Origin of the sequence: Novosphingobium resinovorum (assembly GCF_001742225.1) — a bacterium.
In the GTDB taxonomy this organism is placed as follows: Bacteria; Pseudomonadota; Alphaproteobacteria; order Sphingomonadales; family Sphingomonadaceae; genus Novosphingobium; species Novosphingobium resinovorum_A.
Genome location: NZ_CP017076.1, coordinates 834,990 through 851,325 on the forward strand (window position 1 = coordinate 834,990; position 16,336 = coordinate 851,325).

Here is a 16,336-nt window from a genome sequence, read left to right on the forward strand (position 1 = left end):
ACCTTGTCGTTTGCCGCCATTCCTCGTCAGTTAGGGTGGACGCTCCTTGCAGGACTGTGCGCGGCAATGACGATGGCCCCATGCCGGGCAGAGACCAAATATGACGATATTCCGGCGGCTGCCGACTACAACGACAGGATCAGGGTAACCGAAACCGGGCCGATCCAGCTTGAAATCGTCGTCAACGGCGTGCCGAGCGGGGTCATCGTTCCGGTAGAGATCACCGGCGACCATTTCCGCCTGTCCGCAGGCGACATGCGCGCGCTGAACCTTCCGGCCGAAGGCGATGCCGCCGCCCAGGTCATGGTCGACGAACTGCCGGGTGTGAGCGCCGAGTACGACGTGCCCAACCAGCGGCTGAAACTCCAGGTCCCGGCGCGCTGGCTACAGGGCCAGCAAATCGGCTTCGGCCCGCGGCGCAATACCGGACCGGCGCGCAGCAGCTTCGGGGTCATGGTCAACTACGACCTCTATGCGGTCGATGCGCCCGGCGCTCCCGCCTCGGCTTCGCTGTGGAACGATGTGCGCGTATTCGGGCCGGCAGGTCTGCTTTCCAGCACCGGCGTGGTCCGTACCGGCGGCGGCGGCACATCCTACATGCGCTATGACACGCGCTGGATCCGCTCCGACGAAAACAGCATGACGACTTACGAGGCAGGCGACCTGATCACCCGGACCCTGCCCTGGAGCAGCGCGATCCGGCTGGGCGGCATCCAGGTTTCCCGGGATTTCGCGGTGCGGCCCGACGTGGTGACCTATCCCGTACCCGCCTTTTCCGGCGAGGCAGCGCTTCCGTCGTCCATCGAACTGTTCATCGACAACCACCAGGCGTTCGGCGGCCCGGTTCAGCCCGGGCCCTTCGTGATGAACCCGCTGCCGCAGATCAACGGCGGCGGTCAGGCGAGCATCGTCGTCACCGATGCACTGGGGCGGCAAGTAACGACGCAGATCCCCTTCTATGTCGCCACCACGCTGCTTCGGCCCGGACTGACCGACTATGCACTCGCTGCAGGCGCCGTGCGCCAACGCTACGGGCAGAGCAGTTTCGACTACGGCACGATGGTCGCCAGCGGATCGATCCGGCACGGCCTGACCGATAGACTGACGGTAGAGGCCCACGCCGAGGCCAGCCGCGAAATGGCCGTCGTCGGCGCAGGCACCGTACTGCGCATAGGCAATCTCGGCGTCGTCAACGCGTCCTACAGCCGTAGCCGCAAGGACGGGCGCGAAGGCGGCCAGATCGCGGTCGGCTACCAGTACCAGCGCCGCGACTTCTCGTTTTCCGTCAATCATCTGCGGCAGGACGCGGAGTTCTTCGATCTCGCCGCCCTGTCCGGCTCGCGGATCAGCGCGACGCGGCAGACTTCGGCCAGCGCAAGCCTTGCGCTGGGCCGCTTCGGATCACTGGGCGCCGCCTACTTCGACAGCCGCACGCGGGGCGAGGGAAGAACGCGATTGGTGAATGCCAGTTGGTCGCTTCCGGTCGGCCGCTCGTCCAGCCTGTTCGCCTCGGCGACACGCGATCTCGATGCGCGCACGTGGACGGCCTCGCTCACGCTTCAGGTCCCGCTAGGCGCGGATCGCGGGACGGCCAGCACCAGCCTCACGCGGGAACAGAACGGCCGCTACAGCAATCGGGTCGATTACAGCCGAGCAGTGCCCACGCAGGGCGGCATCGGCTGGAACACCGGCGCGGCGCGGCTGGGCAACGGCGACATCTACGGCAATGCCGATGTGACCTGGCGCACCGATTTCACGGAATTGCGCGGCGGGGCCTTCGGCGGCAGCGGCAATGTCACGCGCTGGCTGGGCGCGTCGGGATCGGTGGTGTGGATGGACAAGTCGGTGTTCGTCGCCAATCGCGTCGCCGATGCCTTCGCGCTCGTATCGACGCGGGGCCATGCGGGGGTGCCCGTCTACTACGAAAACCAACTGGTCGGCCGGACTGACGCGCGCGGGCATGTCCTCATTCCATGGGCGGCGGCGTACTATCCGGGCAAGTACACGATCGATCCGCTGGGCTTCCGCGAGGATCTGACTTCGGACATCATCGACCAGAAGGTGGCGGTGCAGCGCGGTAGCGGATACGTCCTCGATTTCCCGGTGCGCAGGATGATCGCCGCAAGGATGATCCTTGTCGATGAGGCCGGTGCTCCGCTTCCGGTCGGCTCGGTGATCCGCGTGAATGGGCGCGGCACCGCCTACGTAGGATGGGACGGGCTGGTCTTTGCCGAGAACCTTGGCCCGCGTAATGATTTCCTCGTCACGCTGCCCGAAGGAAATAGCTGCCGCGCCTCCTTCCAAATGGACGTGACGGCGGACAAGATTGCCGACATGGGAACGCTGACATGCCGATGACCCGCCGCCGCCCCGCGCTGATCGCCCTGCTGCTGCTGTGCGGCCTGCTCTTCGGCGGCGGGACGGTGCAGGCCCAGACTTACGGGAACTGCACGGTCGCGCCATCCACCATCACCATCGGCGAGACCGGGTCCTTCAACGTGGCGAGCCAGGTCCAGTCCGGCAGCGGCGCCAGCGGCTTCTCATGCGCGAGCCTGCTGGTGGTGGCGACCACGTCGTACATCAAGGTGGGTGTCGATGCGTCCACATTCCTGCTCACGCGCGTCGGCGGCACCCAGACGATACCTTTCACCCTGTCGTCCACGTCCGGCGGCGCCGCATTGGGGATAGGCAGCGAGGTCGATATGTCCACCACCGCGCTGCTTGGCCTGTTCAGCGGGCCGAGCAACAGCATTCCCCTCTACGTCCGGACGACGCCGACGTCGGCCTTACCGGCAGGTACGTATACCGGCACGGTGACCTTGCGCTGGTACTTCTCGGTGTGCACGATTGGCGCCCTGAACGGTTGTATCGGCACGTCGAACAGCCCCGGAGCGACGCGCAGCGGATTGCTTGGCCCGTTGACGAGTTGGGGCACCGGCGCACCCGTGACGGTGACGGTGACGCTCAACGTCCTGCCCGACTGTCAGATCACCGCTCCCGACCTGGCATTCGGCACCGCACCGCTGGTCGGTAGTTTCAATCCGGTGACACGCACCATATCGGTCCGTTGCAGTTTCGGCTCCACGTATACCGTCGGCCTGGGCAACGGACAGAACTTCTCGGGCACCCGGCGCATGCGGCAGGGTACGACCTCCAGCTACCTCAATTACGAGATCTATCGCGGCAATTCGGTGAGCGCCGGACGCTGGGGCAGCGCGATCGCAGGCGAACGCCGCAGCAGCGCCGCCGCCGACACCAACCCCGGCATTTATGACAGCAGCACGCTGCAGGGCTTCACCTACCGCGCCGTGATCGACCCCGCGCAGACCACTCCGGCCGCAGGCACGTACGCCGACGTCATCATCGTCGACATCGCGTTCTGACCCGCAGGTCAGACCGCCCGCAGCTTCTCCTCCACCGAAGGACCATGCGCAAAGCCAGCCGCACGGGCGATCGCGTTCGCATCGGGCCGCACCCCGGTATAGAGCACGAACTGCTCGATCGCCTGCAGCACAATGACCTCGGCGCCCGAGATCACACGCTTGCCGGCCTCCTGCGCAGCCTTGACGAACGGCGTGTTCGCAGGCTGCGCGACGACGTCGAAGACGATCTCGCAAGCCGCGATCTGCGCCGGTGAGAACGCGAGAGCATCGGCCCCCGCGCCTTCCATGCCGAGCGGGGTTACGTTGATCAGCAAGGGCGCGCCTTCCACCGGCATCACTTCCAGCCAGCCAAAGCCGTACTGGCGGGCCAGCGCCGGTCCGGCCTCGGGATTGCGTGCGACGATCGTGCCTTGCGTGAAGCCGCAATCGCGCAGTGCTGCGACTACCGCCTTCGCCATGCCGCCGCTGCCGCGCAGCAGGAACGGCGTCGACGGGTCGATTTCACGACGCTCCAGAAGGGCACGCACGGCGACGTAGTCGGTATTGTAGCCGGTCAGCACGCCGCCACCGTTGACGATCGTGTTCACGCTGTCTATCGCGGTCGCCGAGGCTTCCATCCCGTCGAGCATCGGGATGACCGCTTCCTTGAACGGCATCGAGATCGCGCAGCCGCGAATCCCCAACGCCCGGATGCCACCGATTGCTGCCGCAAGGTCGGTCGTGCTGAACGACTTGTAGACGTAGTCCAGCCCGTAATGGTCGTAGAGCCAGTTATGCAGTCGCGACCCCGCATTGCCGGGCCGCGCCGAAAGCGACATGCAGACCTGCGTGTCCCGGCCGATGGTGGTGCGTTCCATAAGCGTCATTCTCCAATGGCTTGGGAATCGGCAAGACGCGTGCTCGATCCGCGCGGCAACAGGCGGCCCGCGAGCACGACCTTGCGCATGGGCGCGTCGGGATGGTCGAGGCGGTCGAGCAGCATCGTCATCGCCGTGCGCCCGATCTCCTCGACCGGTTGCTCTATGACGCTGAGGCCGCCGCCGACGAACTCCATCCAGTCGTTGTTGTCGAAACCGGCAAGGGCGATGTCGCGGGGAACCTCGAGGCCGAGATCGCGCAGGCCGCGCAGGAGATGGACCAGCATCACCCCATTACTGGCGAGCAGCGCCTCGGGGCGTTCGGCCCGCCCGAGCAGTTCGGCGATCACCCGCCGGATCGCATCCGCCGTATGCGGCACCGCGATCGCTTCCACCTCCAGCCCAAGCCGGGCAGCGGCACGTTCGAACCCTTCCCGGCGCTCGAAACCCGTGGTGCTCGCCGCCCCGAACAGTCCCGTGATCCGCCGATGCCCCTGCGCATGAAGGTGCTCGACGAGAACTTCGGCCATGCGCGTATTGTCGAGCAGCACGCAATCGAACCCGGCGTCAGGTGCGGCACGGTCGATCAGCACCACGGGATAGTCGAGTTCGAGCCGCCCTACCTTCGCCACCCGCTGCCGCGACGGGGCAAGGATGACGCCGGCCACTCGCTCTTCGTGCATGAGTTCGAGGAACTCGGCCTCCTTGGCCGGGTCCTCGTCGGTATTGCACAGGATGACGCGTAGGCCCCGCGCCGCCGCCACGGCCTCGATCGTGCGCGAGACCTCGGTGAAGAAGGGGTTGCGGATATCGGCGACGACCAGCCCGATGGTGTTGCTGTGCCGGGACCGCAGCCGCCGCGCGGCGAGATTCGGGCGATAGCCCGTGGACTTGACCGCAGCCAGCACGCGCTCGGCCATGACGGGATCGACCGGGCGCCCGGCCAGTACGCGCGAGACCGTGGCGGGCGAGACCCCGGCCACTTGCGCCACGTCCTTTATGCCTGTCGCCATTAGGAAATCGTTCTCTCAACCAGATCGCGAATTGTTGCCTGTTGTGCGTACTATGCACCGTACAATGAGCTTATCACAACCCCTCTTGACAATTTCGATGAGAAAACGTTTTCTCATGGCAGAGCAAATGGAGAGGAATGACGATGCTCGCAGACGCTTTCGCCGCGTCGCAGGCTGCCGATCTCGTGAGGATCGACGCACAGGCTGCCGACAAGACCGATGCGATTCGCCAGGTAGGCCAGCTGCTGGTCGCCGCCGGATGCGTGGCGCCCGGTTACGAGGAAAGCATGGTCCGGCGCGAGGCGGTCGCGAACACCTTCCTCGGTTCCGGCCTCGCGATCCCGCACGGGCTGGGTGAGGACAAGGGCCTCGTCCGCCGCGACGGCATCGCCATTCTCCAGCTTCGCGACGGGATCGACTGGAACCCCGGCCAGCGCGCGCACATCGTCGTCGGTATCGCCGCCAATTCCGACAGCCACATCGCCATCCTGCGCCGCCTGACGCGGCTGATCCAGGACGAGGCCCGGCTGGCCGCGCTGATCGCCACCGACGACCCGGCGGATTTCACTCGCGCCTTGGGCGAGGATGGCGCTGCCGATGCCGCCGCCGCGCCCGCCGTCGATCTCGCGCATACCGCCGTCTGGGTGGTCGACTACCCCTCGGGGCTCCATGCCCGCCCGGCCTCGGCGTGGGTGGAGGCGGCCCGCGCCTCCGCCGCGCGGCTGCGCGTGCGCCATGGAGACGAGAGCGCCGATCCGCGCAACCTCGTCGCCCTGCTGCAACTGGGCCTGCGTCACGGCGAGGAGGTGACCTTCTCCGCCGAGGGCGCCAATGCCGAACAGGCGCTCGATCGTTTCGTCGCCTCGGTCCGCCGCCTTACGGCGCGCGAAAAGGAAGAGGCCGCGCGCGCCGCAGAAAAGCGCGAGGGACCTGCCCGCGCATGGAAGCCCTCGGGCACTCCGCGCATGATCGCCGGGGTTGCCGCCAGCCCCGGCCTTGCGATCGGCCGCGTTCACGTGCTCAGCGCCGCCGAACTCTTGGTTCCCAATGTCCCGGTCGACCTCGCCACCGGCGGCGCCCTGCTCAACGAGGCATTGACCCGCACCCGCGCGCAGATGACCGCGCTGATCGACGACACCACGCGCCGCCTCGGCGCATCGGAAGCGGCGATCTTCAAGGCGCAGTCCGAGCTGCTGGAAGACACCGACCTCATTACCCTGACCTGCCAGCTGATGGTCGAAGGTCACGGCGTCGCATGGTCGTGGCATCAGGCGGTCGAGCGCATCGCGGGCAAGCTCTCCGCGCTCGGCAATCCGGTGCTCGCGGCACGTGCTGCCGACCTGCACGACGTGGGCCGCCGCGTGCTGGCGGAGATCGACCCCAACCTCGTCACCGGCACTCTGGCAGACCTGCCCGATGTGCCCAGCATTCTCGTCGCCGCCGACTTGTCGCCGTCCGACACCGCGACGCTGGACACAGCCAAGGTCGCGGGGATCGCCACATCGCTCGGCGGGCCGACCTCGCACAGCGCGATCCTGGCCCGCACGCTCGGCCTGCCCTCGGTCGTCGCGGGCGGCGCGGAACTGCTGGCGACGCCTTCGGGCACCACGGTCGTCGTCGATGGCGACGGCGGGCGCGTGTGGATTGACCCTTCCGAAGACGACCTCGCCTCCGCCCGCGCCTGGATCGAGGACCTCGCGCGCCAGCGCGCGGCCGAGGAAGCCGAGCGCGGCAAGCCCGCCGTGACCCGCGACGGCCACCGCGTGGAGATCGCCGCCAACGTCAACCGCGCCGATCAGGTCGCCTTCGCACTGGCGCAAGGCGGCGAGGGGGTGGGCCTGATGCGCACCGAATTCCTGTTCCTCGAACGCGGCGACAGCCCTTCCGAAGACGAGCAGGTCGCCGCCTACCGCGCGATGGCGGAAGCCTTGGGAGAGCGCCCGCTGATCGTGCGCGCGCTCGACATCGGCGGCGACAAGCAGGTGCCGCACCTCGACCTCCCCCGTGAGGAGAACCCGTTCCTCGGCGTGCGCGGCGCCCGGCTGCTGCTGCGCCGCCCCGACCTGCTGGAGCCGCAACTGCGCGCGCTCTACCGCGCCGCAAAGGACGGCGGCGACCTCTCGATCATGTTCCCGATGATCACATCCGCGCATGAACTGATCGACCTGCGCCGGCGCTGCGAGGCGATCCGCGCCGAATTCGAGGCCCCGCAGGTGCCGATCGGCATCATGATCGAGGTTCCGGCGGCGGCGATCCAGGCGGCATCGCTGGCCGCCCATGCCGACTTCTTCTCGATCGGCACCAACGACCTCACCCAGTATACGCTCGCCATCGACCGGCAGAACCCGGAACTTGCTGGCGATGCCGACAGCCTGCACCCGGCCGTTCTGCGCATGATCGCGATGACGGTGGAGGGCGCGAAGGCGCATGGCCGCTGGGTCGGCGTGTGCGGCGGCATCGCCGGCGACCCGTTCGGCGCGGCGCTGCTCGTCGGCCTCGGCGTCAACGAGCTGTCGATGACCCCGCGCGACATTCCCGCGGTCAAGGCCCGCCTTCGCGCCTCCGACCGCAGCGAACTGGTAGAGTTGGCCGCCCGCGCGCTCGCCGCCGAGGGCGCTGCGGACGTGCACGCGCTGGATGGAGGAGCAGCCTGATGCGCATCCTCACCGTCGCGTTCAATCCGGCGATCGACCAGACCGTCACGCTCGACCGGCTCGTGCCCGGCGAGGTCCATCGCGCCCGCTCTGTGCGCCAGAATGCGGGCGGCAAGGGCGTCAACGTCGCCAGCTGCCTTGCCGACTGGGGCGAAGACGTGTCCGCCTACGGCCTGCTGGGCAGCGACAATGCCGCATCGTTCGATGCGCTGTTCGCCGTCAAGGGTATCGAGGACCGCTTCATCCGCATCGCCGGAACGACACGCGTGAACCTCAAGCTCGTCGACCCGGCGGGCACCACCGACATCAATCTGGATGGCATCGCAGTCGATCCCGGTCGCGCCGAAATGGTCGCCGCGACGATCTGCGATGCGGCGCGCGAGGGCGACCTCGTCGTGCTGGCGGGCAGTCTTCCTCCCGGCTGCCCGCCCGATACATACGCCGCGCTGACCGCGCGGCTGCGGGCGATCGGCTGCCGCGTGGTGCTCGACACCAGCGGCCTGCCGATGAAATGCGCGCTGGAAAGTGCCCAACCGCCGCACGTCGTGAAGCCCAACCGCGACGAACTGAGCCAGCTCCTGGCCCGCCCGCTGCCCGACATGGTCGCCCTGCTTGAAGCGGCCCGAACCTTGCGCGACGGTGGTGTAGCGCTGGTCGTCGTATCGATGGGGGCGGATGGCGCGCTGTTCGTCTCGGACGAAGGCGCCCTCACCGCCCGCCTCGCCATCGGCGAAGTGGCAAGCACCGTCGGCGCCGGTGACGCCATGGTAGCAGGCATCACCGCCGCGCTGGCCGAAGAGGCTTCGCTGGAGCGCACGGCGCGGCTCGCGACGGCCTTTGCGGTGGCCAAGCTGGGCATGGCGGGGCCGAACCTGCCCGCCCTCGCCAGCGTCCATGCGCTGGCCGAAGAAGTGATCGTCACCCCCATAGAAACAGCCGCGACGACAGCGGCGGGAGAGACCCGATGACCAAGATTTTCGCCGTCGTCGAGGCGGGCGCGTCCGCAGTTCAAGGCGTTCTGGCAGGCGAGGCCCTGCGCCGTGCCGCCCGGACCGAAGGCCGGACCATCGAGGTCGAGGTACGCACCGAACAGGGCGTGCTCAATCCGCTTGCCGAAGACGTTCCCGGTGCCGACGGCGTCCTTCTTCTGGTTGGCGGCGATGCGGACGCTGCGCTTGCCGAGCGTGCCGACCGCCATGTAACGCTGGAATCAGTGCTTGCCGATCCCGCCGGTGCGCTTCGGTTCGCACCGAAGAACGGCCCGGCAGCGACCATGCAGTCCCCGCGCATCGTCGCGATCACATCCTGCCCCACCGGCATCGCCCATACCTTCATGGCCGCCGAGGGCCTGAGCGAAGGCGCCCGGCAGCTCGGCTATCCGATCCGCGTGGAGACGCAAGGCTCGGTCGGCGCGGGTACGCCCCTGACCGCCGGGGAAATCGCCGAGGCCGACGTCGTGCTGATCGCCGCCGACCGCGAGGTCGATCGCGCGCGCTTCGCAGGCAAGCGCGTGTTCTCGTCCAGCACAAAACCCGCGATCTCCGGCGGCGCGAAGCTGATCGAACGCGCGCTGGCCGAAGCGCAAGTGCAGGGCGGCGAAGCGGCGACCGGGAGCGAGGACAAGGCACCTGCGCGACAGGAACGCGCCGGACCGTACAAGCACCTGATGACCGGCGTGTCGTTCATGCTGCCCTTCGTGGTGGCGGGCGGTCTGCTGATCGCGATCGCCTTCGCGCTCGGCGGCATCGGCGCCAATGCCGACGCCGCCAAGGGGACCCTGGCGCACACGCTGTTCCAGATCGGCGCGCAGGGCGGCTTTGCGCTGATCGTGCCCGCGCTTGCCGGATATATCGCCTTTTCCATTGCCGACCGACCCGGCATCGCGCCGGGCATGGTGGGCGGCATGATGGCCGCGCAGCTTGGCGCCGGATTCCTCGGCGGCATCGCGGCGGGGTTCATCGCGGGCTACGGCGTGGAGGGTCTCAACCGGCTGATCCGCCTGCCCAAGAACCTGCAAGGGCTCAAGCCTGTGCTGATCCTGCCGCTGCTCGGCACGCTGCTGACCGGCTTGCTGATGGTCTATGCCGTGGGCGCGCCGGTCGCCGCCGCGCTCGCCTTCCTGACCGAGTGGCTGCGTTCCATGCAGGGGTCGAGCGCGCTGCTGCTCGGCGTGATCCTTGGCGCGATGTCCGCGTTCGACATGGGCGGACCGGTCAACAAGGCAGGCTATGCCTTCTCGGTCGGCCTCATCGCCAGCAACGTCTGCACGCCGATGGCCGCGACGATGGCCGCCGGGATGACCCCGCCCCTCGCCGTGGCGCTGGCGACCCGCCTGTTCCGCGACCGCTTCACGCCCGAGGAGCGCGAGGCCGGCGGCGCCGCCGCCGTGCTCGGCCTCGCCTTCATCACCGAGGGCGCGATCCCCTTCGCCGCGCGCGATCCGTTCCGCGTCATCCCTTCGCTGATGGCCGGATCGGCGGTTGCGGGCGCAATCTCGATGGCATCCGGGGTGGAGCTTAAAGTGCCGCACGGCGGCGTCTTCGTCCTGCCGATCCCCGGCGCGGTGACGCACCTTGCCGCTTATGCGACGGCCATCGTCGCCGGAACGCTGGTGAGTGCGGTGCTCGTCGGCCTGCTCAAGCGCAAGACTGCCACGGCGGCCTGACCGGCCCCGAAGACCACGTACAGAACACCCAGAGAGGACCCATTGCCATGACGGCCCTGCCGATCAAGGGCGCCTGCCTTGCAGGCGTCGCCGCCCTCGCCTTGTCCATCGCACCTGCCTTCGCCCAGTCGGCAGATGAGGCCGAGACGCCGAAGACTTCCCAGCCGCTCGCGGACGACGGCATTACCCTCGCCCTCAGCTATACCGGAGAGGCGGCGGGTAACGTCACCGGCGGCCTGCGGCGCGATGCCGCTTATGCCGGGCAGGTCTATGTCGGCGCCGACCTCGACATGGACCGCATCGCCGGGATCGGTGGCGGCACGCTCCATGCCGCCGTCACCAACCGCCATGGCAAGAGCCTTTCTGATCTGGCGATCGGCAACAACACTTCGGTGCAGGAAATCTGGGGCACGCAAAACACCCACCTCGCGATCCTGACTTGGGAGCAGCACCTGCTGAACGACCGGCTGGTGATCGAGGCAGGTCGCAGCCAGGCCAACATCCACTTCCTCAATTCGCCGCTCTACTGCCAGTTCCAGGGTAATTCGGGCTGCGGCAACCCGACTTTCGTGTTCAAGAACAGCAACTTCACCTATTTCCCGGCGTCCAGCTGGATGGTCCATGCCAAGACGCGCATCGCCGAGCACGTCTTCGCGCATGTCGGCGCCTACGAGGTAAACCCTGACCGCAAGCGTGCCAGCGATCATGGCACCGGCTTCGGCATCGGCAATGCGACCGGCGTGATCGTGCCGTGGGAACTGAGCCGGGAGAGCGGCGAGGCGGCCCGCCTGCCCTCACGCTACATCCTGGGCGGCTGGATCGACAAGGGCGACTATGCCGATCCCCTGCGCGACGACATGGGCGGCATCGCCATCCTCTCCGGCCGCGCGGCGCAGACGCGCAATGGCCGGTCCGGACTTTACGTCCGCTTCGAGCAGCAGGTGACCCGCCCCGATCCGACATCGAAGCGGGGCCTGAGCATCTACGGCGTTGCCATGACCAACCTGTCGGGCCGGGTCGAGGAAAGCCGCTTCTGGGACCTCGGCCTCGTCCAGACCGGCACGTTCGAGGGGCGGGACGAAGACAGCCTGGGCTTCATGATCAGCGACCAGCGCTTCAGCGACCTGGCCATGCAGCGCATGCGCGCCGCCGATCTCGCCGCTGGGGGAAGCGGCAAGGCGTCCCGCCACGAGGTGATGATGGAGCTGTCCTACAGCGCGCAGGTGGGGCCGGCGATCCGGCTGTCGCCGAACATCCAGTACATCCTCAACCCCGACCGGACGGGCGCCCCGGAGCGCGCACGACCTACCGACGATGCCCTGATCATCGGTTGCAAGTTCACGGTGGACGCCATGAAGCTCTGATCTTCGGCGCTTCTCCCGGCGGCCCGGTGGCGAAACGAGATCCGTTACCGGGCCGTCAGCGCCGTATCGTCGGAACCATCCTCCCGCGAAAGGCGAAGGCGGAGCCGCGCATCGGCAAGTCTGGCTGACAGACTGACCTGTGTGGCCAGATTGTCGAAGCGTGATCGCGTGGCATCGATCAGTTCGATGACCGAACCACCGCTCAGACGATAGGAATCCTCGGCCATACGCCCCAGCGCGTCCAGCTTTCCTCCGATCCTGCGGTTGAAGGTATCGAGCGCGGCGGTGCGCACTTCGACCAGTGCGGCGTAGCGGTCGATTTCAGCGAGCGCTTTGGCTTTGGCGATTTCGGTGCGCAGTTCGGCTGCCCGCGCTTCGGCTTCGGCCTTGCGGACGGCGCCATTGCGGCGGTCGAACAGCGGCACTTCCAGCGTCAGCCCTGCCGAATAGGTCGCGCCGAACGGGCCGGTCGTCCAGAAACGCCCGCCGTTCACCGAGACTTCCGGGAAACGCTCGCGCCGGGCCGTGACCACGTCGGCTTTCACGGCGTTCTGCTCGTCCAGTGCGGCCGCAACCGCGGGAAGCGCTTCGGCGGATTGGGCGGGACTGCCGCCGGTGCCGGGCACCTGATCAAGGCTGCCGCTAGCGCTGGGATGCCACCCCGGGAAGCCCAGGGCATTGGCAAGGTCGGTGCGGGCATCGATAGCGGCACTCTCGGCCTCGACCAGATCGGCGCGGGCGGATTCTATCTCCACATCGACGCGGGCGACATCATAGTCGCTGGCCATCCCCGATGCCCGCCGTCCCGCCACCATGCCGCGAAGCCGGTCCAGTTCGGCCATCGCATCCCGGCGCACGCCGACGGTGTCCTGCGCGCTCAGCAATGCGACGAAGGCGCTGCCTGCCTCGGTCATGAAGTCCAGCCTCGACACCGCGACGCGCGATCTGGCGGCATCGATCCTGCGGTCCGCCGCCGCGACCCGCGCACGGCGCTTGCCGCCCAGATCGAGGGGAAGTTCGACGGTGGCTTCGTGCGCGCGCCGCCCCTCGAAGTTGGTGATCCCGCCCGGCTGATAGGATCCGGCATAGGAAACCTCGGGATTAGGCAACACGTTCACTATCTGCCGGTCCGCCTGCGCGCCCGCGATGTCCTGCTCCTCGGCTTCCACGCGCGGGCTGGAGGTTCGCGCCAGAGTGAGCACCGTCTGGAGATCGACGGTTTCCGGCATCGGTTGCGCCATCACCGGAACCGAAAGGGCCAGCAGCGGCAGGACGGAAAGGTGGCCCAGAATTACACGTCGGCTCATGCGTCGGCCTCCTCGGGGGTCTGGAGTTTGCCCGGCGTGATGTAGCTGTAGATCACCGGCAGGATGAGCAGCGCGACGATCAGCGTCGTCACCATGCCGCCCACGACGACGAGCGCGAAGGGCCGCTGCGTCTCGCTGCCTATGCCGCTGGAGACGACCATCGGCAGCAGTCCCAGCATCGCCAGCGAGGACGCCATCAGCACCGGCCGCAAGCGGTCCACCGCACCGTCCAGCAGGGCAGGAAGCAGGTCCATGCCCGCCCGCCGCCGCTCTTCGGCAGCGGACAGCACCAACACGCCCATCAGCGACACCTGCCCCAGCAAGGCGATGAAGCCCACCGCCGCGCTGACCGACAGCGGCACCCCGGCGACCAGCAACGCGAAGGCGCCGCCGGTCAACGCGAAAGGGATCGTGGCGATGATCGCGATGGCGCTGCGCCCGCTGTTCATCGCGGCGTAGAGCAGGCACAAGACCAGCAGCAACGCGACGGGAACCACGATCTGCAGCCGCTTGGCGGCCCGCTGCTGGTTCTCGAACTCGCCGCCCCAGACGAAGTAGTGGCCTTCCGGCGGCTTTACCTTGGCATTCACGGCGGCGATCGCATCATTGACGGTCGAGCCCATGTCGCGCCCCTCGACGTTGAACTTGAGGGCTAGGAACCGGATATTGCCTTCGCGCACGATCGTGGTGGGACCATTCTCCACCGTGATCCGGGCAAGCTGGCCCAAGGGCACGCGCGCACCGCCCGGGGTCATGATCGGCAAGGCGCTGATCTTGTCGGCATCGTCGCGCGAGGGAGACGGCAGGATCAGCCGCACCGGCACCGGACGTTCACCGTCCCAGAATTCGGTCGTGACGCGGCCCGCAAGAGCGGTCTCGATCGTCCGCTGCGCATCTTCGATCGACACGTCCGCACGGGCAAGCGCCGCGCGGTCCAGCTGGATCTGCAACTGCGGCCCCAGCGCATCGCGGTAGAGGTCCAGTTCGGTGACGCCGCGGATCGGCTTGATCGCATCGACCGCCTTCAGCAGCGTTTGGCGCATCACGGTCAGATCAGTGCCGAAAATCTTGAGCACAACCTTGCCGCGCACGCCTGCCACCGCTTCCTCGACGCTGTCCTTGATCGGCTGCGAAAAGTTGAAGCGCACGCCCGGAATCCCGGCCAGAGAATGACGCATCTGTTCGATGATCTGGGCCTTGGTCTTGCCGGTGTGCCAGTTCTCCTCGGGCAGCAGGCGCACGAAGGTCTTGACCATGTTGACGCCTTCGTTGTCGGTGCCGTCTTCGGGCCTGCCGTGCTCGCTGTGGACGTCGCGCACTTCCGGGATCGCGCGGATACGCCGGTGGACCTCCTGCAGCACGTCCTGCGCCTTTTCCAGCGCGATGCTGTTGGGCATCTCGACGAAGATCGCGATGTCGCCTTCATCGAGTTCGGGCAGGAATTCGGTGCCAAGCCGGTCCACCGCGATCGCGCCCGCCATCAGCAGTGCCACCGCGCCTACCATGGCGATCACGCGTGCGCGCAGGATGCCATCCAGCAGGGACCGGTATCGTTCGCGCAGCCAGCCGATCCAGCGCGGCTCGATGATATCGGCGTGCTTCGGCTTGAACATCACGGCGCACAAGGCAGGCACCACCGTCAGCGCGAACACCAGCGCGCCGGTCAGCGCGAAGGCATATGTCAGCGCCAGCGGGCGGAACATGCGGCCCTCCACCGACTGCAGGGTGAAGACCGGCAGCAGCGCGGCGATGATGATCAGCATCGAGTAGAATGTCGGGCGCCCCACATCGATGGCCGATGCGATCACCAGCTTGAGGATGGCCTTCTTGTCCTGCGGCCGTTCGGTCTGCATGGCGTGCATCACCGCCTCGACCAGCACCACCGCGCCATCGACCAGAATGCCGAAGTCGATCGCGCCCATCGATATCAGGTTGGCCGGAAGCCCCAGCAGGCTCAGGCCGATGAAGGCGGTCAGCAGTGACAGCGGGATCACCACCGAGACCACCGCCGATCCGGTCACGCTGCGCAGGAACAGCCAGACGATGGCGATGACCAGAATGAAGCCGTGCAGCAGGTTGTCCTGCACCGTCCCGATCGTATGGCCGACCAGTTCGCTGCGATCGTAGACGGGCACGATCTTCATGCCCTTGGGCAGGATCGTATCGTTCAGCCGCTTGACCTGATCGTGGATGCCTTCGAGCACCAGCGAGGGGTTCTCTCCCCGCCGCATCAGCACTAGCCCTTCGACCACCTCGCGCTGGTCGTTGTAGGATACCGAGCCTCTGCGCGGGGTCGGCGCGGTCTGGATCGTGGCGACGTCGCCGATGGTCAGCGCGGTGCCGTCCTTGGCCTTGAGCGGAACCTGCTTGATGTCTTCCGGGGTCTGGATCACGCCGATGCCACGCACCGTCAGTTCCTGATCGCCGGTGCGCAGGAACCCGCCGCCGACGTTGAGGTTCGCCTTGTTCAGCGTCTCTTCCAGCGTGTCCAGGCTGATCCCCGCCGCGTAGAGTTTGGCCGGATCGGGCTGGACCTGGATTTCCTTGAGGTAACCGCCGAAAGGCACGACATCGGCCACGCCCTGGACCTGCCGCAGCATGCGTGTGACGGTCCACTGCATCTCGGAGCGGATCGCGAACAGGTCGTGACGGTCGCTGGTGATGCGGAAGCGGTAGATCTTCCCCAGCGGCGTCGATTCCGGCGCCAGCGCGGGCGTGACGCCTTCCGGCAGTTCCGCATCGCCAAGGCGCTGGCCCACCACCATGCGGCTGTCGAACGGATCGGCATCGTCGTCGAACACCAGCGTGATGATGGAAAGGCCGAACAGGTTTTCGCTGCGCAGCAAGGTCATGCGCGGCGTGCCGTTCAGCGCACGCTCCAGCGGGATGGTGACCTGCCGCTCCACCTCTGCCGCGGCATAACCCGGCATCTGGGTGATGACCTGCACTTGCGCGTTGGTGACGTCGGGAAAGGCTTCGATGGAAAGGTTGTGATAGGCCCGGATGCCGAACACTGCGAGGATGCCCGCAAGCACCAGCACAACGACGCGGCGATGAACCGAGAATTCGATGAGACGAGACAGCATGGCGGGG

10 protein-coding genes are annotated in these 16,336 nt (G+C 67.4%); 6 read left to right on the forward strand and 4 right to left on the reverse strand.

The genetic code is table 11. The features are described from left to right. Positions 1–66 precede the first annotated feature (66 nt). Both BES08_RS21245 and BES08_RS21250 read left to right on the forward strand, forming a co-directional pair. The gene (locus tag BES08_RS21245) at positions 67–2,358 is read left to right on the forward strand and encodes a fimbria/pilus outer membrane usher protein (protein WP_083274789.1); all 2,292 of its coding nucleotides are present in this window, start codon (positions 67–69) and stop codon (positions 2,356–2,358) included. Then, positions 2,349–3,383: a Csu type fimbrial protein gene (locus BES08_RS21250; RefSeq protein WP_069709439.1), complete on the forward strand. Its 1,035-nt coding sequence runs from the start codon at positions 2,349–2,351 to the stop codon at positions 3,381–3,383. Before BES08_RS21245 ends, BES08_RS21250 begins: the two co-directional genes overlap by 10 nt. Positions 3,384–3,391: 8 nt before the next feature. On the opposite strand, the gene BES08_RS21255 is transcribed toward BES08_RS21250, so the two are convergent. Further along, complete coding sequence (locus BES08_RS21255) at positions 3,392–4,240, reverse strand: shikimate 5-dehydrogenase (RefSeq protein ID WP_197524494.1); 849 nt, start codon at positions 4,238–4,240, stop codon at positions 3,392–3,394. Positions 4,241–4,245: 5 nt separating this feature from the next. Then, a complete protein-coding gene (locus tag BES08_RS21260) occupies positions 4,246–5,253 on the reverse strand; it encodes a LacI family DNA-binding transcriptional regulator (RefSeq protein ID WP_069709440.1) in 1,008 nt (335 codons plus the stop codon). Between the two features lie 143 nt (positions 5,254–5,396). On the opposite strand from BES08_RS21260, the gene ptsP reads away from it, so the two are divergent. Genes ptsP through BES08_RS21280 form a run of 4 tightly spaced genes read left to right on the forward strand, consistent with a single transcriptional unit; the run spans position 5,397 to position 11,936 of the window. After that, complete coding sequence (gene ptsP / locus BES08_RS21265; RefSeq protein ID WP_069709582.1) at positions 5,397–7,907, forward strand: phosphoenolpyruvate--protein phosphotransferase; 2,511 nt, start codon at positions 5,397–5,399, stop codon at positions 7,905–7,907. Continuing rightward, on the forward strand, positions 7,907–8,875 hold the full coding sequence (gene pfkB, locus BES08_RS21270; RefSeq protein WP_069709441.1) for a 1-phosphofructokinase: 969 nt from the start codon (positions 7,907–7,909) through the stop codon (positions 8,873–8,875). Before ptsP ends, pfkB begins: the two co-directional genes overlap by 1 nt. Beyond that, positions 8,872–10,572, forward strand: a complete 1,701-nt coding sequence (locus BES08_RS21275) for a PTS fructose transporter subunit IIC (protein WP_069709442.1) — start codon at positions 8,872–8,874, stop codon at positions 10,570–10,572. The genes pfkB and BES08_RS21275 overlap by 4 nt, the downstream gene beginning before the upstream one ends. Positions 10,573–10,619: 47 nt before the next feature. Then, entirely contained in the window at positions 10,620–11,936 is a 1,317-nt protein-coding gene (locus tag BES08_RS21280) for a carbohydrate porin (protein WP_008831515.1), read from the forward strand. Positions 11,937–11,980: 44 nt separating this feature from the next. Here the strand turns inward: BES08_RS21280 and BES08_RS21285 are convergent, their stop codons facing one another. Together BES08_RS21285 and BES08_RS21290 are read right to left on the reverse strand one after the other, a co-directional pair. Next, positions 11,981–13,243 (reverse strand): TolC family protein, encoded by a 1,263-nt coding sequence (locus BES08_RS21285; RefSeq protein WP_008831514.1) that lies wholly within the window; start codon positions 13,241–13,243, stop codon positions 11,981–11,983. Then, positions 13,240–16,329 (reverse strand): efflux RND transporter permease subunit, encoded by a 3,090-nt coding sequence (locus tag BES08_RS21290; protein WP_069709443.1) that lies wholly within the window; start codon positions 16,327–16,329, stop codon positions 13,240–13,242. Before BES08_RS21290 ends, BES08_RS21285 begins: the two co-directional genes overlap by 4 nt. Positions 16,330–16,336: the final 7 nt, after the last annotated feature.